A 23199-nucleotide genomic window follows, 5' to 3' on the forward strand; every position below is an offset into this window, starting at 1 on the left:
GCGGGCCTGGCGGCTCAAGCCATTGATCCATGATCCCGATTTGTTATGCGCCGCACCGGAAAGGAACTGGAGATGCCGATGACCGAACTGACCTACCGCCGCGCCGATCCGCGCGACCTGCTGCCTCTGGCCGAGATGCTGACCGACCCAGACGCGATGACGCTGGTGAACCCCAACGCAAAATACCCGTTCGACCCGTTGGAATGGCAGGAAAAGTGGCTGAACGAGCCGACGGATGCGGCCTACTACATAGATGACGAGACCGGCACGCCCGTCGGCTTTTTCGCACTGCGCGAAGGGATCGGGCCAGAGGTGCGGCACTTGGTCTACGTTTTCGTCACCCCGGAAGCACGCGGCGGTGCCGGTGCCGATTTGACGCGTTTCGTAGAGGAAGCGGCCAGCGATCTGCGCGCGCTGTCGGTGTCGCTGAAGGTCGAGCTGGACAACGACGTGGCGCTGTCGGCCTACCGCTCTGCGGGATACGAAGAACTGGGCCGCAGCAACGGCTACGCCACGATGCGCCGCGATTTGGGGTGATCAGTCGTCGTGCGCGGGGATCTTGCCAGAGGGCGCGCGGTAAGGCTGCGTGACGTCGCGCAGGGTCACTTCCAGCGCTTCCACATCCACGGCGACCGCACCATCGCCGGCCAGAGTGATCAGCACGCGGCCCGTTCCGTCCTCGCCGGGTTCCATTGTAACCGCCAAGACGGACAGAACCGTGTCATGGTCGGTTCGGTCGATGCCGTTGGTTTGCACCGCCGTCACGTCTTCGATCGCAAGCACGGTCCGCACGCGCTCGACTTCGGTACCTTGGGCGACCAACCGATCCTCTCGACGCAGGCGGTTCAGCAGCAGACCAAAGCGCCGGGCCTTCCGGTCCCATGCCATTTCGGTGATCGGGAAGATGGCGTCCTGACATAGCGAAGAGATCACCTGCAGATCGTCCGCATCCAGCGCCCGCAGGCGCAGCGGGCCGCCGCGCGCGTCTTCGAACCGTGCGTCTTCGGTCATCGTTCCGGCACCCGTTCGATCTTGGCCCCGACGGCACCCAGCTTGTCTTCCACGTGCTCGTAGCCGCGATCCAGGTGGTAGACGCGGTTCACGACCGTGTCGCCCTCTGCCGCCAGACCCGCAAGGATCAGCGACACGCTAGCGCGCAGATCCGTCGCCATGACCGGCGCACCCTTCAGCCGCTCGACCCCCGTGACGGTCGCCGATCCGCCCTGAACGTCGATCCGCGCGCCCATGCGGATAAGTTCGGGGGCGTGCATGAAGCGGTTCTCGAAAATCGTCTCGTGCAACGTCGATGTGCCATCCGCCGTGCACAGCAGCGCCATCATCTGCGCCTGCAGGTCGGTCGGGAAGCCGGGGAAGGGCTGTGTTTCGACATCGACAGCGGACACCCGTCCGTTGCGACGCGATACTTTCAAGCCGCGATCCGTCTCCTCGACGTTCACGCCCGCCGCGTCCAGCCGCTCGCAGAAGGCCGAGACCAGGTCCATGCGCCCGCCGATACACTCGACCTCACCACCGCAGATCGCTGGGGCCAGCATATAGGTGCCCAGCTCGATCCGGTCGGTCACCACAGGATGCGTGGCCCCGCCCAGCCGGTCCACGCCCTGCACTGTGATGGTCGACGTGCCATCGCCGTCAATCTGTGCGCCCATGCGGCGCAGGCAGTCAGCAAGGTCCACGATTTCGGGTTCGCGCGCGGCGTTTTCGATCACGGTCGTGCCCTTGGCGAGCGTCGCGGCCATCAGCACGTTCTCGGTCGCACCGACAGACACCAGCGGGAACGTCACTGTTCCACCCTTCAGCCCGCCCGGCGCCTTGGCGTGAACGTAGCCGTCGCGCAGGTCCAGTTCTGCTCCCAGCGCCTCCAGCGCACGCAGGTGCAAGTCCACGGGGCGCGCGCCGATGGCACAGCCGCCGGGCAGCGACACGATGGCGTGACCGTCCCGCGCCAGCATGGGGCCGAGCACCAGAATAGAGGCGCGCATCTTGCGCACGATGTCGTAGTCGGCGGTGTGGTTGTTGATGTCATGGGAGGACAGCGCCAGCACGCGCCCGTCCTGCATCGAGGTCACTTCGCAACCCAACGATTGCAGCAGGGCGGTCATCGTCTTGATGTCCGACAGCCGCGGCGCGTTTGTCAGCGTCAGCGGCTCATCCGACAGCAGCGTGGCGGGCATCAACGTCAGGCACGCGTTCTTCGCGCCCGCGATGGGAATTTCGCCCCGCAACTCGGCTCCGCCGGTGACAACGATGGAATCCATGGCTTCGTCCTACTGCTCTGGCGGGTCCGTCTTGCCGTCGGCCCGCTTTTTCGCCTGTGCCTTGCGCCTTTGAAGGTTTGCTTTTAGCGCAGCCTTCAACCTGTCTTCCCGCGTCTGCGGTGCAGGCTTTTGGGGCTTTGCGTCCGGCGTCTTCGTCATGGCACCGGGCATAGACCAGCGCCGCCAAAGGGTCCAGTTCGCCGCAGTTGGAAATCAGCTTCGGTCAGAAGGCCACGGGGCGAAAAGTGTCATTCCCCCACTTGCACCACATCCACCATCCGTCTATGGCCTCAGCCGCGTGCTGCCGTGGCTCAGGGGTAGAGCACCCCCTTGGTAAGGGGGAGGTCGAGAGTTCGAATCTCTCCGGCAGCACCATTTTCCGAACCGCTCGTCTTTTAACTGGCTTCAGTCTTCTGGACCTGATGCGCGGGTTCGGTCACCTTTCGGCCGACAGGATCGGTGCGAGGCGGTGAATGGCACCTTCATTCGGGACAAGCGGTGTGCGGGGGCTGGTGCGGGATCTGCACGCGGATGTCGTCAGCGCCTACGTTCACGCGTTCAACGCGACCTGTCCAACGGGCGGGCGGGTGTTCGTCGGGCGTGACTTGCGACCATCTTCTCCGAACATCGCTTCCGCCGTCATCCGGGCGGTTCAGGCGGCGGGGCTTGAGGCCGTTGATTGCGGCGGGCTGCCGACCCCAGCCTTGGCGCAGGCATGCATGGCGGCCGGAGCAGGCGCGGTAATGGTCACGGGCAGCCACATCCCTGCCGACCGCAACGGCTTGAAATTCTACACGCCGAATGGTGAGATCACGAAGCGGGACGAGGCTCGGATCGTCGCGGCATTCACCGCGAGACAGGCTCTGCGGGCCGAGCAACCCGGCCGGCTGATCAAGACGAACGTCACCGACGCCTATGCCGCGCGCGTCGTTTCGGGGTTCAGGCCGGGTGCGCTGACCGGCCTGAGGGTCGGCGTTTATCGCCATTCATCGGTCGCGCGCGATATCTTGCAGGATGTTCTGTCCGCTCTCGGAGCCATCGTCGTGCCGCTGGGGCATTCGCACGATTTTGTTCCGGTCGATACCGAAGCGGTGAAGTCGGCCACGCGCGCAATGCTGGCGGACTGGTGTGCGGCGCATGGTCTGGATGCGGTCGTCTCGACGGATGGAGATGGTGATCGCCCGATGCTCGTCGATGCGACCGGTCATCTCTTGTCGGGGGACGTGCTGGGCGTTCTGACGGCGCAGGGTTTGGGGGCGACCGAAGTCGTCACGCCGATTTCCAGCAATGACATGGTGGAAGATCTGGGCTTTGCGCATGTGACGCGGACGCGGATCGGATCGCCGCATGTTATCGCGGGGATGGCGGCCCGTTTGGCTGAAAATTCGATCGCGCGCGTTGTTGGATTCGAGGGGAACGGCGGTTTCTTGCTGGGGTTCGAGGCGTCCGGAATGCAGCCCCTGATGACGCGGGACGCGATTTTGCCTCTCGTCGCCGTCTTGGCGCGATCGGTCTTCAAGGGTGGCACGGTGGCGCGATTGGTCACCGACTTGCCCGCGTGCCACACTGCGACGGACAGCATACAGGACATCGCGCCTGAGCAATCGGCAGCGTTCCTGGCCCGGATCGACCATGACAAGCACGCGCGCGCGGCTCTTTTCGCTGATCTGGGAGAGATCGCGCGGATCGACAGGACCGATGGCTTGCGCATGTATTTCAATGGTGGGCAGGTCGTCCATCTTCGTCCATCGGGAAACGCGCCGGAGTTCCGCGTCTATGTTCAGTCGAATAGCCGGAGGGGAGCAGATGCGCTTCTGGCGACCTGTCTCAGCCGGGTCGCTCTTCGACTGCGGCTGTAAGGCCGTTAACAATGCCTTAACCAGTCCCATGGGATAAGGTGGGTATGAAAATCGCACCACTCTCCGCTGACGAAGCGCAGGTCGTCGGAACACGCACCGTCACGCCGGTCATCCTGTGCGGCGGCTCTGGCACGCGTCTGTGGCCGGTGTCTCGGCGCAGCTATCCGAAGCAGTTCGCCCCGCTGATGGGGGAGCAATCGCTGTTTCAAGCCAGTGCGCAACGCTTGCGGGGCGCGTCCTCTGGGATAGCGTTCGCGGCCCCCATGGTAATGACGACCGGCGACTTTCGCTTCATCGTGACCGAGCAATTGGCCGCGGCCGGTGTCGATCCCGGCGCGATTTTGATCGAACCCGACATGCGCAACACGGCGTCCTCGGTTCTTGCGGCGACGCTTCAGGTTTTGCGCACCGATCCAGACGCAGTCCTGCTGGTCGCGCCATCGGACCACGTCATTCTCGACGACCACGCGTTCCGCGCCGCTGTCGCGCGGGGTCTTCAGGCGGTCGACGCCGGTCAGATGGTAACGTTCGGTGTCGTCGCGACCCGTCCGGAGACCGGGTTCGGTTATCTGGAACTCGCCGCTCCCGTAACGGGGGGCGCTCCCGTCGCGTTGAAGCGCTTCGTCGAAAAACCCGATGCCCTGAGTGCGGCAGAGATGGTGGCACAGGGCAACTTCCTTTGGAACGCCGGTATCTTCCTGTTCCGCGCTGCAGATATGCTTGCGGCATTCAAGGCGTTCGCCCCCGATATGGCGGAAACCATGTATCACGCTCTGGATGCAGCAACGCCCGATCTTGGCTTCTTGCGGCTTGCGGTCGAGCCGTGGTCACGTCTGCCGGATATCTCCATCGACTACGCGGTGATGGAAAAGGCCAGCAATCTGACAGTCGTGCCCTTCGAAGCCCACTGGTCGGATCTTGGCGGATGGGAGGCGATCTGGCGCGAGAGCGGACCCGATGCCGACGGGGTCGTCGCCGGAGCCGGGGCCACCGCCATCGACTGCCGCGGCTCGCTTTTGCGGGCCGAGGATGAAGGAATGCAAATCGTCGGGATCGGACTGAAGGACATCGTTGCCGTGGCGATGAACGATGCGGTGTTGATCGCGGATAGATCGCGTACCCAAGACGTGCGACAGGCAGTCGTCGCCCTTAGGGCGAAGGGCGCGATGCAGGCGGATGCATTCACCAAGGACCATCGGCCCTGGGGCTGGTTCGAACGGCTTGCCGTTGGCACGCGATTTCAGGTGAAGCGGATCGTCGTGGATCCGGGGGCGGCTTTGTCGTTGCAATCGCACGTCCACCGGTCGGAGCACTGGATCGTGGTCGAAGGCACTGCCCGCGTGACCGTCGATGATGACGTGCGGCTGATCTCTGAGAACGAGAGCATCTATGTTCCGCTGGGCAGCAAACACCGTCTCGAGAACCCCGGCCGGGTGCCCATGGTGCTGATCGAAGTGCAAACGGGGGCTTACGTGGGCGAAGACGACATCGTGCGCTACGAAGATATGTTCGCGCGAAGCTGATCCGTTGTGTCGTCCGCCCGCCGGCGCTGTGATCGCCTGCACTTGCAAAGGTGGTGCTTTTCGGCGGCACAAAGGTCTCATAAAGGCGCCACAGTCTGGGCTTAGTCATTCAGTGTGTTTTATCCAGAGTACGGCGCATCGGATATGCTGTGCGCTCCTGGAAACCGCATCGAGAGGCGCCTTGTGACCAGCACGTCTGACATCAATATGATCAACCTTCAGGTCATTGCCGAAGATCAGATCGCCATCGATAAAGCCGATGGAACCTATGCTGCAAACATCGCCTCTGACCCCAAGTATTATTTCTGGCATTCGGAATTTCAGACGATCCCCATCGGGATGGACGGCAATCCAGAGCAGTTCGCTCAGAAGTTGCGCGAATCGCTTCCGCAGGTGAACACGCTGCGGATGCCGTTCAACGAGCATTCCTTCAACGCCGACGGAACCCTGCACGAACAATATGAGCGTTTCCTGAGCGCTGCGGCGGCGGAGGGCTTCGAGATCCTGTTCGTCTACGCCGGCGGCGAGGTGCAGCGCGGCGGGAACGATGCCGCCTCTGCCGATGAACTTTACGACGCGCTCGACGGCGAGATCTTTGACGGGATGGCGGAAGGCTGGTCGTCTCTTCTGTCTTGGCTGGACGACAACGCGGACGTCAAAGATGCAGTCTACGGGTTAGAGATCGCGAACGAGCCCGAAAGCTATTCGGTCGGCGGCGATCTGGACGGGGATACGTCCGACCGGTTCCTGGAACTTTACGGCGCGCATATGATCGAGCTGGCGGCGACGATAGACGCCAGTATCGACGCGAACATCCTGGTGGGCGGCTGGCGCTATTCGGCCAGTTTCGCCGAGCTGGACGCAGGGAACATCGACGGCCTGACCGTGATCGAGGCTATCCGCGCCGCAATAGGTGACGATCTGGTCTGGTCGTCGCACTTCTATCCCGGCTGGGCGGGCACGAACGGCGCTGAAACCACGGAAGAACTGGAAGCCTTGCTGACCGCGCATTTCGCGGCGCTCGGCGATGACCTGATTCTGATCACCGAAACCAACGCGCCCGGATCGGTGGTCGACAATATCGACCAGATCGATAGCGCGGCCTTCCTGTTCGCGCGCTCCTACGAGTGGTTTGCCGAAAATGGAATCGGCCTTGGATGGTTTCCCGGCGTGGAGACGGGGAGCTCAAACTTCGTGGTCATCGACGCGAACGGAACCCTGCGCTTCCTGCACCAAAGCTCTCTTGCCCATGGCATGAATGCCTACTCTCTGGACGAAGCCCCCGCAGAGCACGGCATGGCAGAGACGCTGAACACCGTGCTGATCGCGGGGCGTGTCCGGAACGAGGCGTATCAGCCAGAGGGCGTTACCTTCGATGAGACGGACGGGATCGCCTACGGTTTCGGTTACGGCGGCGACGACACCATCACCGGTCAAGACATGGCGAATGACCTGATCTACGGCGGCACCGGCAAAGACGTTCTGCACGGCGGCGGCAATGACGATCACCTTTTCGGTCAATACGACGACGACATCCTGTTCGGCGGTGACGGCGATGATCACCTGTTCGGCGGCGATGGCAACGACTGGCTTAACGCCGGGACGGGCTTCGATCAGCTTACCGGCGGTGCGGGCGCGGACACCTTCGACGGCGGCGCCGGGCATACCGACATCGTGGACTTCGATTGGGCCGATGGCGACCGCTTCGTTGTGGGAGGCACCGTCTGGAGCCTTGCGGGCATCGTCGCGGCAGGGACTCTGGAGGATGGCGCGCTGACGCTGGACCTTTATGGCGGCTCGGTCACCTTCCACGATTTCGAGACACTGAATTTCGTCGCCGTGATCGAAGCGCTATTCGGCGCGGGGGCTGCACCTACAGTGGTCGACGGGACGGCGGGGAACGACGTGATCGATGCGGATTACACCGATGCGGATGGGAACAGTATCGGCGAGACTGTCGATATGGTGATTGCCGGTGCCGGGAACGACAGTGTTTTCGGCGGTGCGGCAGACGACGTTCTGATGGGCGGCGGCGGCAACGATACCCTGGCGGGCGGCGGCGGCAACGATACCCTGGCGGGCGGCGAGGGGAATGACACCCTGATCGGTGGCGAGGGTGACGATGTTCTGGATGGCGGCGACGGAGGTGACCTGATCATCGCGGCCGGCGTCGATCCACTGGAGTTGCTGGAGTCGTATGAATTGCTCGGAGGCGATCCGCCAACGTTCGCGCAAGCGTCATCCGTACCGCCGTTGGACTGCACGGATCAGAGTGATGCTTTCGTGTTCGAGCCGAGCACTGCGGAGTCAGATAGCTTCTTTTAGTCTTTGATCGGCCTAGCGCGCCATGCGGCTGAAACGGTACTCCGTGATCTGACGATAGGGGATGTTCGGGCGCGTCACGATGGACGGCCACTCCGCGCGACCGGGCGCGTCGGGCCACATCTGCGGCTCGAACGCCAGAGCAGCCCCTTTCGGATAGGGCGCGCCGTGGACAGTCGGGCCGTCGATCCCGAACTTGTGCATCCCGAAGACCTGTAGGCCCGGCGCGGTGGTGTGCATCTCCATCGCGCGGTCAGCGCCTTCCATCCGCAGGGCGAACCTCAAGGGGCCGGGGGCGTTCGTCAGACAGAAATTGTGGTCCAGCAGGGGAAGCACATCTGCGTCGAGCAGGATGCCACCGCGGAAGTCGAACGGCGTATCCGCGACCGGCGCGATCTGGCCGGTCGGGATCGTGTCGGCGTCGACGGGTAGATAGTGATCCGCCGCGATCGTCAGTCGCTGGCCACTCCAGCCGGTCGGCGCTTGCATCGTCCAGTAACCGTGATGCGCAAGGTTGACCCACGTCGGCGCATCGGTTTCGGCGGTGAGTTCTTGCACCAGAGTGCCGTCATTCAACGCATACCGCGCGCGGAACACTCGGTTGCCGGGCAATCCGCCCTCGCCATCCGGACAGTCCACGCGCAGCGTGACGTGGTCCGTGCCATGGTCCTCAACGCTCCAGTCCTTCAGGTTCAGCCCTGCTGCACCCGAATGCAGGGCGTTACAGCCGTTCTCATTAGCTTCCATCTGCATCGTGCGCCCGTCGATCTGACCGGACGCCCCTGCGATGCGGTTCGCCACCGGCCCCATGACCGCGCCGAAATGGGACATCGGTGGATCGGTATAGTCTTCCAGCGATGGCGCGCCGAGGGTGACCGAAAAATCATCCCCCACCATGCGCACGACCTGCACCACTGCCCCGCGGCGCAGGATATGCACGTGCAGGTCATCGTTGCGCAGTTCGATCATGGTGTTTTCATCGGTCATGGCGGGCCTATCGATAGTAGTGAGAAAGGACGTGCTCGGCCTGTGCGAAGAACAGCCAGCGGATCAGTAGCGTTCCGACGATATGCGTGATCGCGGCCAGCGCGACCGTTACGCCTTCGCCCGGCAGCACAAGACACGCAAGTGGTGCGGCGTAGGCCAAGGCCAGCCCGATTGATCGCAGCCGCAACGCATGTTTGCGGCCCACGAGGAACACCATCTCTCGGGTCAGGTAGCTGTCGCCTGTGTGGGGTGGCTCGAACGGGCGAGTGTCCGGCCCAAGCCCTGTTGCGCTGCCGGTTGTCGTTGGGCTGGCTCTTCGGTCGCCCAACCGCCACGTCGCGAATTGCGCGGCACCCGTTGCGATCAGCAGGACCGCGCCGGGCAAAGCGAGCCCGGCCAGAAGCGTGCCAGCAGTCGCGGCATGCGCCAGGAAGATAGCGGGCGTCGACCAGTGATGCCATCGCGGTACGGTGGCCAGTTGCGCGTAAATCATCGCGGTGGCGGTGACCGTCGCGATGCACAACAGCGCCGCGAGTATCCCAAGGGGTAGCGCCCAGACGCCCGCCAACGCTAGCGCGGCGAAAAGGCCGAAGGTCGCCAAGGTGGCAACGGCCAGCCAAGCCTCGCGGCTCAGCCAAGAGGTGCGCCATTCGCGAAACGCCTTCAGCGCCCGCTCGGGACGGCCCAGATGCAGTGTCGAGGCAGACAGGCCGAGGCCGGCCAGAACAATGGCCAGCGCGATACGCATGAAGCCTGCCCAGCCTTCGACCGGTCCCGCACCAAGACCCAACAACGCCATAAGGCCGAAGCCTGCACCCGACAGGGTGGTGAACGCGATCAGCGATGCGGCGGGATGCATTCGGTCAGCCCATTTTCGTCAAAGCACGGTCCAGCCAGCCCAGAAAGCCGCCGGGCTCTTCGGTGATCGGCTCCAGCAGGGGTGCCAACACGTCGATCTCTTCGTTCGGCACGCGGGCGGGCAGGTACTTGTTCACGGGCCGCGTTCCCGCCTCTGGCATCAGGTCATAGCCGCCGCGCTCGGCCACCATCAACGACACATCGCTGTCGGGATCTCCCAGATCGCCGAAATGGCGCGCTTTGGTGGGGCAGGTGCGGACGCAGGCGGGGATGCGGTCTTCCTCTGGCAGGTTGTGGTTGTCGATCCGGTCCACGCAGAGGGTGCACTTCTTCATCACCTTCTCGGACGGGTCCTGCTCGCGCGCGCCGTATGGGCAGGCCCAAGCGCAAAGACCGCAGCCGATGCACTCGGATTCGTTGACCAGCACGATCCCGTCTTCGCTGCGTTTGTAACTCGCACCGGTAGGGCAGACGGTAACGCAGGGCGCGTCGTCGCAATGCAGGCAGGACTTCGGGAAGTGGACAAGGCGTGGGGGCAGGTCGGGAGCCGTAACCTCATACGAGTGGACGCGGTTCAGGAATGCGCCGGAGGGATTGGCGCCGTGCGCATCCGCGTCGGCCAGCGGGCTGCCGTAGTTCTCGGTGTTCCACGCTTTGCAGGCGATCACGCAGGCATGGCAGCCGACGCAGACGTCCAGGTCGATCACGAGGCCCAACTTGCGCTCGGTGCGTTCCGGAAGGGCCGTCATGCGTCTGCCTTTGCGCGGCGGCCATGAGTATTTATGAAAACAAAGAAGATCATTCGCGGCCACCGGTTGCGCGCGCGACCAAAGCAGGGCCTTTACCCACGGGGCTGTCCTGCCGCGCCAGCGCCGGGTGAGAGACCTTTGAGGGCTTTACCTTTTCCACCTTCACGCGGCAGTCGAACCAGGCGGCCTGACCGGTGATAGGATCGGAGTTCGACCAGCGCAGACCGTCACCCTTTTCGGGGTGCAACTCGTGGATCAGGTGGTTCAGCAGAAAGCCCTTTCGCGCCTCTGGCGCTTTCGGGTCCAGCGCCCACGCCCCGCGCCGTTTGCCGATGGCATTCCAGGTCCAGACGGTGTTGGGGTTCAGCGCCTCCATCAACGCGACCGGCACGGTGATCTCTGCGTGGATCGAGGACACGCGCGCCCAGTCACCATCGCAAAATTTGCACTTTTCCCACAAATTCGGCGGAACATAGAGCGGATTGATCCCGTGAATTTGACGTAACCAGACATTCGGCCCGCCCCATGAGTGGTACATCGCCGCCGGGCGTTGGGTCAGGGCGTAGAAGGGGTATTCCTCTGGATCGGCATGGCCATCTTCCAGCGGCGCGTACCAGATCGGCAGCGGATCGTGGGTCAGGGCCATCCGGGCGCGCAGGTGATCTGGGGGCTGGCGTGTGCCTATCCCCTCGGCCGCCGCCTGGAAACGGCGCAGGGGTTCGGACCACAGTTCGAACAGGTAGGGCTGGGGCGCGTCGGTGAAGCCCATGGTCTGCGACCAGTCCCACCACGCTGTGTTGAACGGCTTGAGGAAGCGCGCCGCTTCTGGAACGGTGAAGGTCTTGAAGCCGCTGTTCGCGATGTAGGCGTCGATCTGGCTGCCGTTCGGTGCGCCGCGACCGTCCGTCAGTCCGGTGTCGCCCACACGCCATCCCGCCAGCGGCCCAACGCCGGGACGGCGTTCGTGGTTGGCCATGTAGTCGGCGTAGTCGGTGTAGAGCGGTTCGCCGTCCTGCACGAACCCGGGCAATTCCAGACGATTGGCAAGGTCCACCAGGACCGATTGGAAGGGCCGCACGTCCCGGTCGGGTTCCACCACGGGCCAGCGAATGGCGTCGGCGGCGTGATCGGGTTCGGATATGGGGCGGTCGAGCAGCGAGATGCAGTCGTGCCGCTCCAGATATGTCGTATCAGGCAGAACGAGGTCGGCGTAGGCAACCATCTCTGACGAATAGGCGTCGGAATAGATGATGAAGGGGATGCGGTAGTTGTCGTCTTCGTCGCGGTCCTCCAGCATCCCCATGACCTGCGCGGTGTTCATGGAAGAGTTCCACGCCATGTTGGCCATATAGAGGAACAGGGTGTCGATCTGGTACGGCTCTCCCGCGTAGGCGTTCGAGATGACCATATGCATAAGGCCGTGGAGCGACAGCGGATTTTCCCAACTGAACGCCTTGTCCAGTCTCAGGGGTTGGCCGTCGTCATCCACCAGTAGGTCGTCGGGCCCCTGCGGCAGGCCCAGATGCGGGCCATCCAACGCGCGCCGATCCGTACCCTTGGCGCAGGGTCTGGGATGGGCGCTGGCGGGCTTGGGGTAGGGCGGCTTGAAGCGCGAGCCGCCCGGCACGTCGACCGAGCCGAGCAGCACCTGAAGCAAGTGGATCGCGCGCGCCGTCTGGAAGCCGTTGGAATGGGCAGAGATCCCGCGCATGGCGTGCATCGCGACGGGGCGGGCGGTGACCGAGGCGTGCGTTTCGCCGCGAAAGTCCGTCCACTCCTGCGGATGCTCCCACGATTTGTCGAACGCCGCGTGGGCGAGGTCTGCGGCGATGCGGTGGATTTGCGCGGGGTCGATCCCACACTTCGGGCCGACGCGCTCGGGCGCGTGGTCGTCTGACAGGTAGCGTTCGGACAGTTCCAAGAAGACGGATCGGTGCGTGGTCCCCGCCTTTCGCATCTTGCCAGCAAGGTCGGGTTTCACTCCCGGCGCGTCCCAAGCGGCCAGCTTGCGGGTGGCGCGGTCCATGACAAGCGGTTTGCCATCGTCGTCGCGCAGGATGAGGCCGTAGGTGTCGGACTTGGGATCGCCATCCAGCAGGCAAGGCGCGTTGGTCCAGCGCGACAGGTAGTCCAGATCGATGCGGCCCGCCTTTAGCAGGCAATGGATCAGCGACAGCACGAACAACCCGTCGGTGCCGGGTGTGATGCCCACCCATTCATCCGCGATGGCGTTGTAGCCCGTGCGGATCGGGTTCACGCCGATGATCTTGGCGCCGCGCTCTTTCAGCTTGGACAGGCCCAGCTTGATCGGGTTGCTGTCGTGGTCTTCCGCTGTGCCGAACAGCAGGAAGACCTCGGCCCGCTCCCAGTCGGGCGACATGAACTCCCAGAACGCACCGCCCAAGGTATACAGGCCGGCGGCGGCCATGTTGACCGAGCAAAAGCCGCCGTGGGCCGCGTAGTTCGGCGTTCCGAACATCTGCGCCCAGTAGCCGGTGAACGACTGCGACTGATCACGCCCGGTGAAGAAGGCCAGCTTCTTCGGGTCGTCCGCGCGGATGCGGCCCAAGCGTTCGGCCACGATGCCAAGCGCCTCGTCCCAGGAAATCTCTTCGAACTTGCCGTCCCCTCGCGCCCCAACACGGCGCAACGGGGCCCGCAACCGTGCCGCCGACTCGTGCTGCATGATGCCCGCAGCGCCCTTGGCGCACAGCACACCCTTGTTGATGGGGTGGTCGCGGTTGCCTTCGATATAGGCGATCTTCTCACCCTTCATATGCACGTCAATCCCGCAACGGCAGGCGCACATGTAGCAGGTGGTCTTGCGGACCTCGTCCCCCGGTGAGGGGTGCGGATCGAAATGCGGTTCACCGTCCATGCCCTATCTCTGGCAGAGCATCGGACCGGCGAAAAGGGGGCGCGCACGGTGCGGCATCGCGCCGCCGGTTGCGCTCATGTCGCAAATCGCAGGCGGACGGTCGGGCGGACGCCTGTGGACGGGCGCGGTGCCGCGTTAAAGGGGCAGCGAAACGTAAGTCGAAGGACGCATGCTATGCAGGATCAGGTCAAGGCGCTGGTGGTCGGCGGCGGCGCGGTGGGAACCTCCATCGCCTATCATCTGGCGCGCGCCGGGTGGGACGACGTCATGCTGCTGGAGCGGGACGAGCTGACCTCCGGCTCGACCTGGCACGCCGCGGGTCTTCTGCCCTACTTCAACATGTCCTACGCGACGACGTGGATCCACGATTACTCGATCAAGTTCTACAAGTCGCTGGAAGAGGAAACCGGCCTGAACGCTGGCTTTTACGTGGTCGGCAACCTGCGCATGGCCCAGTCGAAAGAGCGCATGGACGAGTACATGCTCTACGCCTCCACCGCCGAGTCGGTTGGCGTGCCGTTCGAGTGGATGACGCCGGGCCAGATTGCCGAGCGGTTCCCGCTTGTGCGGACCGAGGATCTGGAAGGCGCGATCTATCACCCGACCGATGGCTACATTAACCCCGCCGATGTGACGATGGCGATGGCCAAGGGCGCGCGTCAGCGCGGCGTCACGATCGAGCGGCGCTGGCAGGTCGATGGCTATGAATGGGCAGGCGATCACTGGAAGGTCACCGTGACCAAGATGGTGGAAAAGGGCGGAAACCTCATCCCCTCTGAGGAGCAGAAGGTCATCCGCGCAGAGCATGTGGTGACCGCAACCGGCAACCACGTTCAGCGCACCGCCCGGATGCTGGGGATCAAGAGCGTCGCGATTCCGGTCGAGCACCAATATATCGTGACCGAACCCGATCCCGCACTTGTGGAGTGGCGCAAGGAGAACGGCGAACACCCCGTTCTGCGCGACGCCGATGCCAAGTGGTATGTGCGTGAAGAGCGTGGCGGCTGGATCTTGGGCCCTTACGAGCGCAACGCGCCCTCGCGCTTCCATTACGGCGTGCCCGACAGCTTCCGCGCCGACCTGTTCCCGCTCGATCTGGACCGGATCGAAGAGGAATACATGTCGATGATCCACCGGATTCCGACCTCGGAAACCGTGGGTCTCAAGGATGATTTCAACGGTCCCATCGTCTATACGCCCGATGGCAATCCGCTGATCGGCCCTGCGCCGGGTCTGCGCAACATGTGGCTGGCCGAAGGCTTCAGCTTTGGCATCACCGCCGCCGGTGGCGCGGGCAAATACCTTGCCGATATGATGGTAGAGGGCGAGGCAGAGATCGACATGGCGTCGCTTGATCCCCGTCGCTTCGGGCAGTGGACCACCACCGAATGGTCCTCGAAGAAAGACGAGGAAGCCTACGAGCACGTCTACATCCTGCACCACCCCGACGAAGAACGCCCTGCCGCGCGCCCCCTGCGCACCGCGCCCTGCTACGACCGCATGAAGGCGCTGGGCGCGCAGTTCGGCTGCGTTAACGGGTTCGAGCGGCCCAACTACTTCGCCATCGACCCCGACACCGGCGACGTGGACCGCAAGGGCCGTTCGGTCGTCGATTTCTCGGACCACGACTCTCGCAGCTTCCGCCGTGGCAAGTGGTGGGAGTATGCGCGCAACGAGGCGCAAGCGATCCGCGAGACCGCGGGCCTGATCGACGCGTCGGCTTTCGCCAAGCACGTCATCAAGGGGCCTGGCGCTGCGGCGTTCTTGGACTGGTACACGACCAACCGCTTGCCGAAAGTGGGTCGCATCAACCTGACCTACGCGCTGACCGACGCCGGAACGATCCGCAGCGAATACACCATCGTGCGGCAGGCAGAAGATCAATTCTACCTCGTCTCTGCCGGTGGCGTGGCCGACTACGACCGCGACAATCTGGCGAAGGCGATCGAGGACAAGTTCGCCGAGTTCGGCCCCATGGTCCTGCAGGACGTCACCACGCAATACGGCTGTTTTGCGCTGGCCGGGCCAAACTCTCGCGCCATTTTGAATGAGCTGGTGCGCGACGCCGATCCCGCGACCGTCCTGTCCAACAAGCGGTTTCCGTGGCTGTCGGCCCGCGAGATCGAGCTGGGCATGGTGCCGCTGACCGCGATCCGCGTGGCTTACACCGGGGAACTGGGCTGGGAGCTGCACCACCCTGTCGAGATGCAGAACCACCTGTTCGACCGGCTGATGGAGGTGGGCGAAAAGCACGGCCTGCAACCGGTTGGCGTGCGCGCCCAGAACTGGCTTCGGCAGGAAAAGAGCTATCGCGCCTTTGGCACTGAATTGGGACGCGATGCGACGCCGTTGGAGGCCGGTCTGGACCGCTTCGTGGATATGTCAAAGGACTTCCGCGGCAAGGCGGCGATGGAGAAAACCGGCATTCGGTCGAAATGCGTCACGCTGCTGGTCGATGGTCCATCGGACGCCGATCCGTGGGGCCGTGAGGCGCTATTGCTCGACGGCGAAAAGGTTGGGCGCATGACGTCGGGCGGGTATTCGGTGGCCTTCGGCAAGTCCATCGGCATGGGCTACGTCCGCCCCGATCTGGCGGAACCCGGCACCAAGCTGAAGGTCCGCATGTTCCGCGAGTTGTGGGACGCCGAAGTGACCGAAGACAGCCCTTACGACCCGAAGAACGAGACAATCCGCGTTGATGGCTGAGGCTGCGGGGGCTCTGCCCCCGCGCCCTTACGGGCGCTCCCCCGAGATATTTCCGGAACGGTGAAGGGCAGGGTTGCGCGCAGGGCGCGTTCGGAAGCAAGTGAGTGTATGCGCCGTGTCCTGACCACCCTTGCCCTTTTGCTTGTTGCCGCCGCGGCTCTGCTTGCGGCACGGCAGAATGATCTGCTGACCGACCGCGCGCAGGGCTACGCGCAATCCATCGCGGTGAATGCGTCGGCCACCTACATCACCCTTCGCACGCTCAACGCATTTCTGTCGGCGGCGCAGGAGATCGAGGTGGGGGTGTCTCTTGTCGGGCAGGGTTCTGCCCAACCCTTGAAGACGCTGGAACCGATCGACGACACCATCGAGCGGATCGCGGATGTGGTGTTCTGGGTCATGCTGGCCTCTGGCACACTGGCCGTGGCACTGGGGCCGGTGTCAACGATCGGGCTTGTGATGCTGTCCGCCGCCGCCGGGCTCTGGGCGGGCGTCGCGGCCTCTGGGCGGGCGAATCCCTTGGGTGGGGTGCCCCGGCAGCTGGCGGTGTACGGCGGGTTCTTGGGCTTGGCTTTGCCGCTTGCCTTCGCGGTCGCCGATCCCCTGTCGGACCGGCTGACCGATGCAACATGGGAGGCACAAACCCGCATCGTGCAGGAGATTACCGCGACGGTGGACACGCTGCCGGTGGACGAGGGACTGCGCGACAAGATCGCCCGTTACACGACGCTTGCCGAAAACCTGTGGAACCGTGCGGACGACTTGATCGCCAGCCTGCTGACACTTTTGGCGGTTTTTATCTTCAAGGTGGTGGTCCTGCCGATCCTGCTGATGGGCGGTCTGCTCGTGATCGCGCGGGGGCTTGCGCGACCTACGCGATCCGTCGTTGCGCCAGCCACGATTGCCACTGACCCGCCGACCCGTTGAAGCAGTTCAGGTCGATATTGCCGCGAATGCCGTCGATCCGACCCGTCCCCGAATACTGCCAGAACCGCCATGGCGTGCCGGGATAGACCTGCTGCACCGGCTCCGCCGTGGCGCGCAGCCACAACTCGGTTCCGACACGGTCGATCTGGGTTTCGCGGAAGAACTCCGGCGTGGCGTAGATGATCGGCTGTTGGCCGTAGTGCCGCCCAACGATGGACAGGAACCGCCGCGCGCGGTCCTGTACCTCTGCCGCCGGTGGGCGGACCGTGCAGGTGGGAGAGAAGGGGGTCCATTCCAGATCCAGCACATGCGGCAGGTCGCCTGACCGACGCGGCACGTTCTGGATGAACCAGCGTGCCTGCTGTTCAATGTCAGAGCACCAGTAGATGAAGTGATAGGCCCCAACCGCCACGCCCGCGCGCGCCGCGTCGTCATGGTGGCGGGAGAACATGTGGTCGACCACATCGATGCCCTCGGTCGCCTTGATCCAGGCGAAGTTCACGCCGGCGGCGCGGATGCGGGGCCAGTCGATCTCTCCCTGCCATTTCGACAGGTCGATGCCGTGGATCGGATAGGCGTCCGGACCGCGCGCGCCCCAATCCACCGGGTCGGCATCACCGAAATCACGCCGGGTCACAGGCGCTCCGATGGCGGCGGGGGCAGAGCGCATAGAGGTCGGCCCGCCGCAGGCGGACAGGGCAAAGGCGGACGACAGAAAGGCACGACGGTACATATGGCAAACCTGCTCGGGGTGTTTTTTCCGCGCAGCCTAGCCATGCGTCGACCTGCGTCCATCAACATCTTCGTGTCAGCCGGAAACCGCCGTCTGCACCAAGCGCTCCGGATCGAGCGCAGTGCTTGCCTGCGCGCCCAAGGCCGGTGCGCGGCCATCGACGCGTTCTGCCAGATGACGGGCGGCGGCAGGGGCGGTCTGGAAGCCGTAACCGCCCTGACCGGCAAGCCACCAGAAGCCGGGTGCACGCGGGTCTGGGCCGATTACCAGCGTCTTGTCGTGGGCAAACGTGCGCAGGCCTGCCCAACTGTGCAGGGGGCGCGTGACCTCTTCGGTGACGGCGTCCTGATACCGGGCCAGCCCCTCGGCCAGCACCATGTCGTCGGCCCATGCGTCGCCGGGGTCGACCGGGTCGGCATCGGCGGGAGAGACCAGCCAGCGGCCCGCATCGGGCTTGGCGTACCACGCCTCGCCAACCTCTTCGACAAAGGGCCAGTCGCTCACATCGTGCCCACCGGGCGCTGCCAATTGCGCAACCGAGCGGCGATGTGGGATCAGTCTCAACGCCTCCAGACCCGCCATCGTGGCGACCGTGTCGGCCCAAGCTCCGGCGGCGTTCACGACGTTTGCCGCACGCGCCGCGCCACTGTTCCACGTGATCTGCCAGCCGCCATCGCCGTGCGCGATGCCAGTCACCCGCGCACCTGTTTCGATCCGTGCCCCCTGAGCCAAGGCGCGGCGTCGGTAGGTCTGGATCAGAAGATCGGTGTCCAGATCCCACGCGGGCAAGGTTGCTGCGTCGGCAAGCCAGTCGGGGTTCAGAATTGGCAGGATGTCCACCGCGTCGTCCGGACCGATCCGCGTCAGCCCAAGCTCCGCAACATCCGCATCGAACGCATCGCGTTTGCTGTCCGGTGCAACCACAAGAAACCGACGCGGCGACAGAACACCCGCCGCCTCATGCGCATCGGCGCTCGCTTCGTTCATCGCCCGCACGACAGCGTTACCATAGCACGGAAGAAACATCGCCGCCGACCGGCCAGAGGCGTGGTAGCCCAGCTGTTGCTCTGCCTCAAACAGCAGCACCGATCCCAAGGCAGACAGTTCCGCCGCCGCTGAGACGCCCGCCACTCCGCCGCCGATGATGGCGAAATCGACGGAACTCACGCTTCTTCCAGACGATCCGTGGCGGGTGCGGGCTGGCGAGACAGGGCAGTCACGCGTGCCTCCAGATCGTCGTCCCAATCCACCTGCAAGGCGTCCAGTGACGGAAGCAGTTGCTCGACCGACCGGGCAGAGGCGATGGGCGCCGTCACGCCGGGCCGGTGCATCGCCCAAGCGACGGCCAGCGTCGCCGGATCGGTACGCATTTGGCGCGCAACGGTAGCCAGATCGGCGGCAGTGTGGTGCATCCAGTCGGGGCCATAGCGCTTGGCGTATATCTCGCTTTCGAGCAGACGGCCCTCTTGCCCGCCCGCGCGGTACTTGCCGGTCAGCAGGCCGCCACCCAGCGGCGAGTAGGGGTAGCAGTCGATTTCCTGATCCACGCACATCGGTAGCAATTCCACCTCGACCTGCCGTTTCACAATGTTCAGCATCGGCTGGATGGCGTCGATGCGAATGTCGAATTTTGTGGCGACCGACTGTGCCTTCATCACCTGCCAGGCGGCGAAGTTGGATACGCCGATATGGCGGATCAGCCCGTCGGACTTCAGAGCGGCCAGCGCTTCGAAGCTTTCTTCCAGCGGGGTCTCGTCGTCGAAACGGTGTAAGTAGAACAGGTCAATCACATCGATCCCTAATCGCGTGCGACTTTCCTCACAGCTTTCGGTAATCGAGGCGGCAGAATTGCCGCGCTTTGAGTCGGCCTTCGTCGCGATGATCAGCCTGTCGCGTTCGGACTGAATCAATTTGCCCAGAATTTCTTCTGATCTGCCCTCGTTGTAGACGTAGGCAGTGTCGAACATGTTCAAACCGCGCTCTCGAGAGGCGCGGAACAAATCGCGGGATGCGGCTTCGTCGGCTTTCCCGCCGAATTGCATGGCGCCGAAAGACAAGGCGGAGGGGGCGGAGCCGTCGGGGGCGGTAATTTTGCTCATGTCGCAGTTTGGGGCGATCCGGGCCTGTCCCGCAAGGTGACGACGCAACGCAGTGGACGCGCAGGCGGTCCGGTGGCAGGGTTCCGCCCATGCGTACTGCCATAGCCATGTTATTGTGCCTGACCCAACCGCTTTCGGCGGCGGAAAACTGCACGGAAGACGCGATGATCGTGTTCGATGGGTCCGGGTCCATGGGTGAGATGGGATTCAACATGCTCTCGACCCCCCGCATATTCGAGGCGCGAGAGGCCATGGCCCGCGCCGTTCCTCCCATCGCCGCGCAACGAAAGCTGGGTTTGATCGTCTACGGCCCCGGCCCGGTCCCCTGCGGCGGTGTCGATTTGCGGTTCGCGCCGATCCCGAATGCCGCGCCGCATGTGCTGGGCGCAATCGAAAGCCTGCAACCGCGTGGCGAGACGCCTCTGACCGAAGCGGTCGTCGCCGCCGCGCGCGTTCTGGGTCATCCTGAAAAACCGGGCACCGTCGTGCTCGTGACCGATGGCAAAGAGACCTGCGGCGGCGCGACCTGTCAGGTCGCCGCCGATCTGGCCGCTGAGGGCGATGGGCTGACCATCCACGTGATCGGCTTCCGCGTGCAGGGCGAGCACTTCCAATATGACGAAGGCTACGGCACCGGCACCAGCGTTGCCGACTGCATGGCCGAAGCGACCGGTGGCCAGTATATCGCCGCCGCCAATGCTGACGATCTGGCGGCTGCCATGGCGATCACGTTGGGATGTCCCATCTACGGTGCGCTGGAATGAGGGCGCTGGCCGGGGCGCTTGCCTTGGCCACTTTGCCCGGCCTTGCGCTGGGCAGGTGCATCGACGACGCGATGATCGTGCTGGACGGCTCGGGCTCTATGGCGCGGTCGGGCTACGCGCTGAATGCCGCTCCCCGCATCGATCAGGCCCGCGATGCGTTGGAGCGCGCGCTGCCGCTTGTGCTGCCCTCGCGCCCACTTGGCCTGCTGACCTACGGAGCCGGGCAGGGCGGTCCGTGCGACAGCATACGCGTGCGCGTTCCGCCCGCGCCGGGCACCGCCGAGACAATCTTGTCCGAGACGCGTAGCATTGCGCCCCAAGGGGACACGCCGCTTGCGGATGCCGTGGCAACGGCGGCGGCGGTTCTGGAACACACCAAGCAGCCCGCGACCATCGTTGTCGTCACCGATGGTCTGGACACCTGCAGCGGATCGGTCTGCACCACCGCGCGCATCTTGGCGAACGAGGGGCAGGACACAGCGATCCATGTCGTCTATTTCCGCACGCCCGGAGACATCTTGGCCAGCGACGAACAACTGTGGCGCACGCCGCCGGGCTGCTTGGCCTACTACACCGGCGCAGAGTTCATCCGCGTGACGGACGTGGACGAGCTGACCCGCGCGCTGTCGCTGACGCTGGCGTGTCCTCTGTTCAGCAAGACCCAACCGGCGATATCATCCCGCCGGAAGGGCTGACGTCTAGCAGCCTCAGGCCGCGGCATAGCTGTTGAAGACCTCTGTCGTGCCATCGGGCAGGATCAGGTGAACGTCATAGGCGTCGCGCTGGCTCTCGGGGCCCATTCCAGGCGACCCGTAGGGCATTCCGGGCACGGTCAGTCCGATCGCATCTGGACGGTCTACCAGTAGCGTCCGAATGTCGGCCACCGGCACGTGACCTTCGACGACGTATCTGTCCACCGTGGCGGTGTGGCACGATGTCATGCCCGCAGGTAGGCCACTGTCGATCTTGTGCTGGCGCAGGGTGGCGTGATCGGCGTTCGTGACCTCGACGGTAAAACCTTCTGCGCGGAGTATCTCTATCCAGTCAGCGCAACAGCCGCAGCTAGGATCCTTCATCACGTGGACGGTAGTGGTTTGGGCCATGGCGCGGACCGGCAACCACGCTGTCATCACGGCAGCGCCACCAAGGGCCAAGACATTGCGGCGGGTCATCGTGGAGCGGCTCATGGGACGTTTCCTTGGGTGCGGTTCATTCATCGACCATATAGTCGGTGACCGCGCCACCGGAACCCCGCGCGCGGAACCCCGCCTGCACCTATCGCCGCATGGTCTGGAACGGCAAGGGGCCACCCGCATGGATGGCCCCTCGATAATCAGACAGCGGTCGATCAGTTCGGGATATCGCCCGTCAGACCCTCGACATAAAAGTCCATGCCCAGAAGCGTGCCGTCGTCGGCGGTCTCACCCTCGGCCAACCAGACAGAGCCGTCCTGCTTGTTGATCGGGCCGGTGAAGGGGTGCAGTTCTCCGGCGGCGATGGCGTCACGCATTTCCAGCGCTTCGGCCTTCACGTCCTCTGGCACCGCGTCAGAGATCTCGCCGATGCCGACCATGCCTTCGTCGATCCCGTGCCAGATCGACTGGCTTTCCCACGTTCCGTCCATCACGGCCTGCACGCGGTCGATGTAGTAGGGCGACCAGTTGTCGATGATCGAGCTGACGCGCGGCAGTGGGGCGTATTCGCCCATGTCGGACGCCTGACCGAAGGTGATGATGTTCGCGCCGTTCTCGTTTGCGGCCTGCGCGGCGGCTTGCGGAGCGGTGGAATCGGTGTGCTGCAGGATCACGTCGGCACCCTGCTCAATGAGCGCGGTGGCGGCGTCGGCTTCCTTGGCGGGATCGAACCAGGTGAAGGCCCAGACCACGTTGAACTCGACGTCGGGGTTCACGGCCTTGGCGGCAAGGTAGGCGGCGTTGATGCCGCGAATGACCTCGGGGATCGGGAAGGAGGCGATGTAGCCGATCTTGTTCGACTCCGTCATCTTGCCCGCGATGTGCCCTTGGATCATGCGGCCTTCGTAGAAGCGGGCAGAGTAGTTCGACACGTTGTCAGAGGTCTTGTAGCCCGTCGCGTGCTCGAACTTCACGTCCGGGAACTTGGCGGCGACGTTCATCGTCGGGTCCATATAGCCGAAGGAGGTCGTGAAGATCAGATCGGCACCGGACAGCGCCATCTGGGTCATCACACGCTCTGCGTCGGCGCCTTCGGGCACGTTTTCCTGGAAGACGGTCTCGACCGCATCGCCGAACTCTTCCTCGACGGCCAGACGGCCTTCGTTGTGCTCATAGGTCCAGCCGCCGTCGCCCACGGGGCCCACGTAGACGAAGCCGACCTTCAGCGGCTCGCCATCGGCAGAGTGGCTTTCGGCGAAGGCGGTGGTCGCGGTCAGCAGTGCGATTGCGGCGCTGCCCAGAAGTGTTCTTCGGTTCATATCGGTGTCTCCCCATGGTGATTGCGCGCGATCATCGCGACCTTGGGGACGGGGTGCAAGAGGATG

Annotated in this window: 19 protein-coding genes and 1 tRNA gene; 9 read left to right on the forward strand and 11 right to left on the reverse strand. The window is 64.2% G+C overall.

What is annotated here, in order from left to right:
• Positions 1 to 45 precede the first annotated feature (45 nt).
• Positions 46 to 537, forward strand: coding sequence for a GNAT family N-acetyltransferase (locus tag FIU81_RS03270; RefSeq protein ID WP_320414789.1), 492 nt, complete (start codon positions 46 to 48; stop codon positions 535 to 537).
• Here the strand turns inward: FIU81_RS03270 and FIU81_RS03275 are convergent, their stop codons facing one another.
• Together FIU81_RS03275 and murA are read right to left on the reverse strand one after the other, a co-directional pair.
• A complete protein-coding gene (locus tag FIU81_RS03275; protein WP_124111513.1) occupies positions 538 to 1011 on the reverse strand; it encodes a DUF2948 family protein in 474 nt (157 codons plus the stop codon). It lies immediately after the preceding gene.
• Complete coding sequence (murA, locus tag FIU81_RS03280; protein WP_124111514.1) at positions 1008 to 2276, reverse strand: UDP-N-acetylglucosamine 1-carboxyvinyltransferase; 1269 nt, start codon at positions 2274 to 2276, stop codon at positions 1008 to 1010. The genes FIU81_RS03275 and murA overlap by 4 nt, the downstream gene beginning before the upstream one ends.
• A 300-nt stretch (positions 2277 to 2576) precedes the next feature.
• On the opposite strand from murA, the gene FIU81_RS03285 reads away from it, so the two are divergent.
• The 4 genes from FIU81_RS03285 (at position 2577) to FIU81_RS17060 (ending at position 7983) form a co-directional block, all read left to right on the forward strand.
• Positions 2577 to 2651 (forward strand) — tRNA-Thr (locus FIU81_RS03285).
• Between the two features lie 98 nt (positions 2652 to 2749).
• Positions 2750 to 4135, forward strand: a complete 1386-nt coding sequence (locus tag FIU81_RS03290) for a phosphomannomutase (protein ID WP_124111515.1) — start codon at positions 2750 to 2752, stop codon at positions 4133 to 4135.
• Between the two features lie 44 nt (positions 4136 to 4179).
• Positions 4180 to 5658, forward strand: a complete 1479-nt coding sequence (locus tag FIU81_RS03295; RefSeq protein WP_124111516.1) for a mannose-1-phosphate guanylyltransferase/mannose-6-phosphate isomerase — start codon at positions 4180 to 4182, stop codon at positions 5656 to 5658.
• A gap of 183 nt (positions 5659 to 5841) precedes the next feature.
• Positions 5842 to 7983 (forward strand): calcium-binding protein, encoded by a 2142-nt coding sequence (locus FIU81_RS17060; protein ID WP_216644275.1) that lies wholly within the window; start codon positions 5842 to 5844, stop codon positions 7981 to 7983.
• A gap of 12 nt (positions 7984 to 7995) precedes the next feature.
• On the opposite strand, the gene FIU81_RS03305 is transcribed toward FIU81_RS17060, so the two are convergent.
• From FIU81_RS03305 to FIU81_RS03320, 4 genes are read right to left on the reverse strand one after another with little or no spacing between them, the layout of a single operon-like run.
• Positions 7996 to 8967, reverse strand: coding sequence for an aldose epimerase family protein (locus tag FIU81_RS03305; protein WP_124111518.1), 972 nt, complete (start codon positions 8965 to 8967; stop codon positions 7996 to 7998).
• Positions 8968 to 8974: 7 nt separating this feature from the next.
• Positions 8975 to 9826, reverse strand: a complete 852-nt coding sequence (locus tag FIU81_RS03310) for a dimethyl sulfoxide reductase anchor subunit family protein (protein ID WP_124111519.1) — start codon at positions 9824 to 9826, stop codon at positions 8975 to 8977.
• A gap of 4 nt (positions 9827 to 9830) precedes the next feature.
• A complete protein-coding gene (locus FIU81_RS03315; RefSeq protein WP_124111520.1) occupies positions 9831 to 10574 on the reverse strand; it encodes a 4Fe-4S dicluster domain-containing protein in 744 nt (247 codons plus the stop codon).
• A 49-nt stretch (positions 10575 to 10623) separates the two neighbouring features.
• A complete protein-coding gene (locus FIU81_RS03320) occupies positions 10624 to 13452 on the reverse strand; it encodes a molybdopterin-dependent oxidoreductase (protein WP_124111521.1) in 2829 nt (942 codons plus the stop codon).
• A gap of 174 nt (positions 13453 to 13626) precedes the next feature.
• Here FIU81_RS03320 and FIU81_RS03325 point away from each other — a divergent pair, with 174 nt between their 5' ends.
• On the forward strand, positions 13627 to 16158 hold the full coding sequence (locus tag FIU81_RS03325) for a GcvT family protein (protein ID WP_124111522.1): 2532 nt from the start codon (positions 13627 to 13629) through the stop codon (positions 16156 to 16158).
• A gap of 108 nt (positions 16159 to 16266) precedes the next feature.
• The gene (locus FIU81_RS03330; protein ID WP_124111523.1) at positions 16267 to 17085 is read left to right on the forward strand and encodes a hypothetical protein; all 819 of its coding nucleotides are present in this window, start codon (positions 16267 to 16269) and stop codon (positions 17083 to 17085) included.
• Here the strand turns inward: FIU81_RS03330 and FIU81_RS03335 are convergent.
• The 3 genes from FIU81_RS03335 to FIU81_RS03345 form a co-directional block, all read right to left on the reverse strand.
• Positions 17030 to 17818 carry a GH25 family lysozyme gene (locus FIU81_RS03335; protein WP_124111524.1) on the reverse strand — a complete coding sequence of 263 codons (789 nt, stop codon included), beginning with the start codon at positions 17816 to 17818 and terminating at the stop codon, positions 17030 to 17032. The two genes, FIU81_RS03330 and FIU81_RS03335, sit on opposite strands and share 56 nt — an antisense overlap.
• A gap of 75 nt (positions 17819 to 17893) precedes the next feature.
• Positions 17894 to 18985 (reverse strand): NAD(P)/FAD-dependent oxidoreductase, encoded by a 1092-nt coding sequence (locus tag FIU81_RS03340; RefSeq protein ID WP_124111525.1) that lies wholly within the window; start codon positions 18983 to 18985, stop codon positions 17894 to 17896.
• The gene (locus FIU81_RS03345) at positions 18982 to 19917 is read right to left on the reverse strand and encodes an aldo/keto reductase (protein WP_124111526.1); all 936 of its coding nucleotides are present in this window, start codon (positions 19915 to 19917) and stop codon (positions 18982 to 18984) included. Before FIU81_RS03345 ends, FIU81_RS03340 begins: the two co-directional genes overlap by 4 nt.
• 89 nt (positions 19918 to 20006) lie before the next feature.
• On the opposite strand from FIU81_RS03345, the gene FIU81_RS03350 reads away from it, so the two are divergent.
• Together FIU81_RS03350 and FIU81_RS03355 are read left to right on the forward strand one after the other, a co-directional pair.
• Complete coding sequence (locus FIU81_RS03350) at positions 20007 to 20681, forward strand: vWA domain-containing protein (protein WP_254695981.1); 675 nt, start codon at positions 20007 to 20009, stop codon at positions 20679 to 20681.
• Complete coding sequence (locus tag FIU81_RS03355; protein WP_172971385.1) at positions 20678 to 21376, forward strand: vWA domain-containing protein; 699 nt, start codon at positions 20678 to 20680, stop codon at positions 21374 to 21376. The genes FIU81_RS03350 and FIU81_RS03355 overlap by 4 nt, the downstream gene beginning before the upstream one ends.
• Before the next feature lie 12 nt (positions 21377 to 21388).
• Here the strand turns inward: FIU81_RS03355 and FIU81_RS03360 are convergent, their stop codons facing one another.
• Both FIU81_RS03360 and FIU81_RS03365 read right to left on the reverse strand, forming a co-directional pair.
• Positions 21389 to 21868: a DUF411 domain-containing protein gene (locus FIU81_RS03360; protein ID WP_124111528.1), complete on the reverse strand. Its 480-nt coding sequence runs from the start codon at positions 21866 to 21868 to the stop codon at positions 21389 to 21391.
• Positions 21869 to 22029: 161 nt separating this feature from the next.
• Positions 22030 to 23133, reverse strand: a complete 1104-nt coding sequence (locus FIU81_RS03365; protein ID WP_124111529.1) for a BMP family ABC transporter substrate-binding protein — start codon at positions 23131 to 23133, stop codon at positions 22030 to 22032.
• Positions 23134 to 23199: the final 66 nt, after the last annotated feature.

It is taken from the genome of Palleronia sp. THAF1, assembly GCF_009363795.1.
In the GTDB taxonomy this organism is placed as follows: Bacteria; Pseudomonadota; Alphaproteobacteria; order Rhodobacterales; family Rhodobacteraceae; genus Palleronia.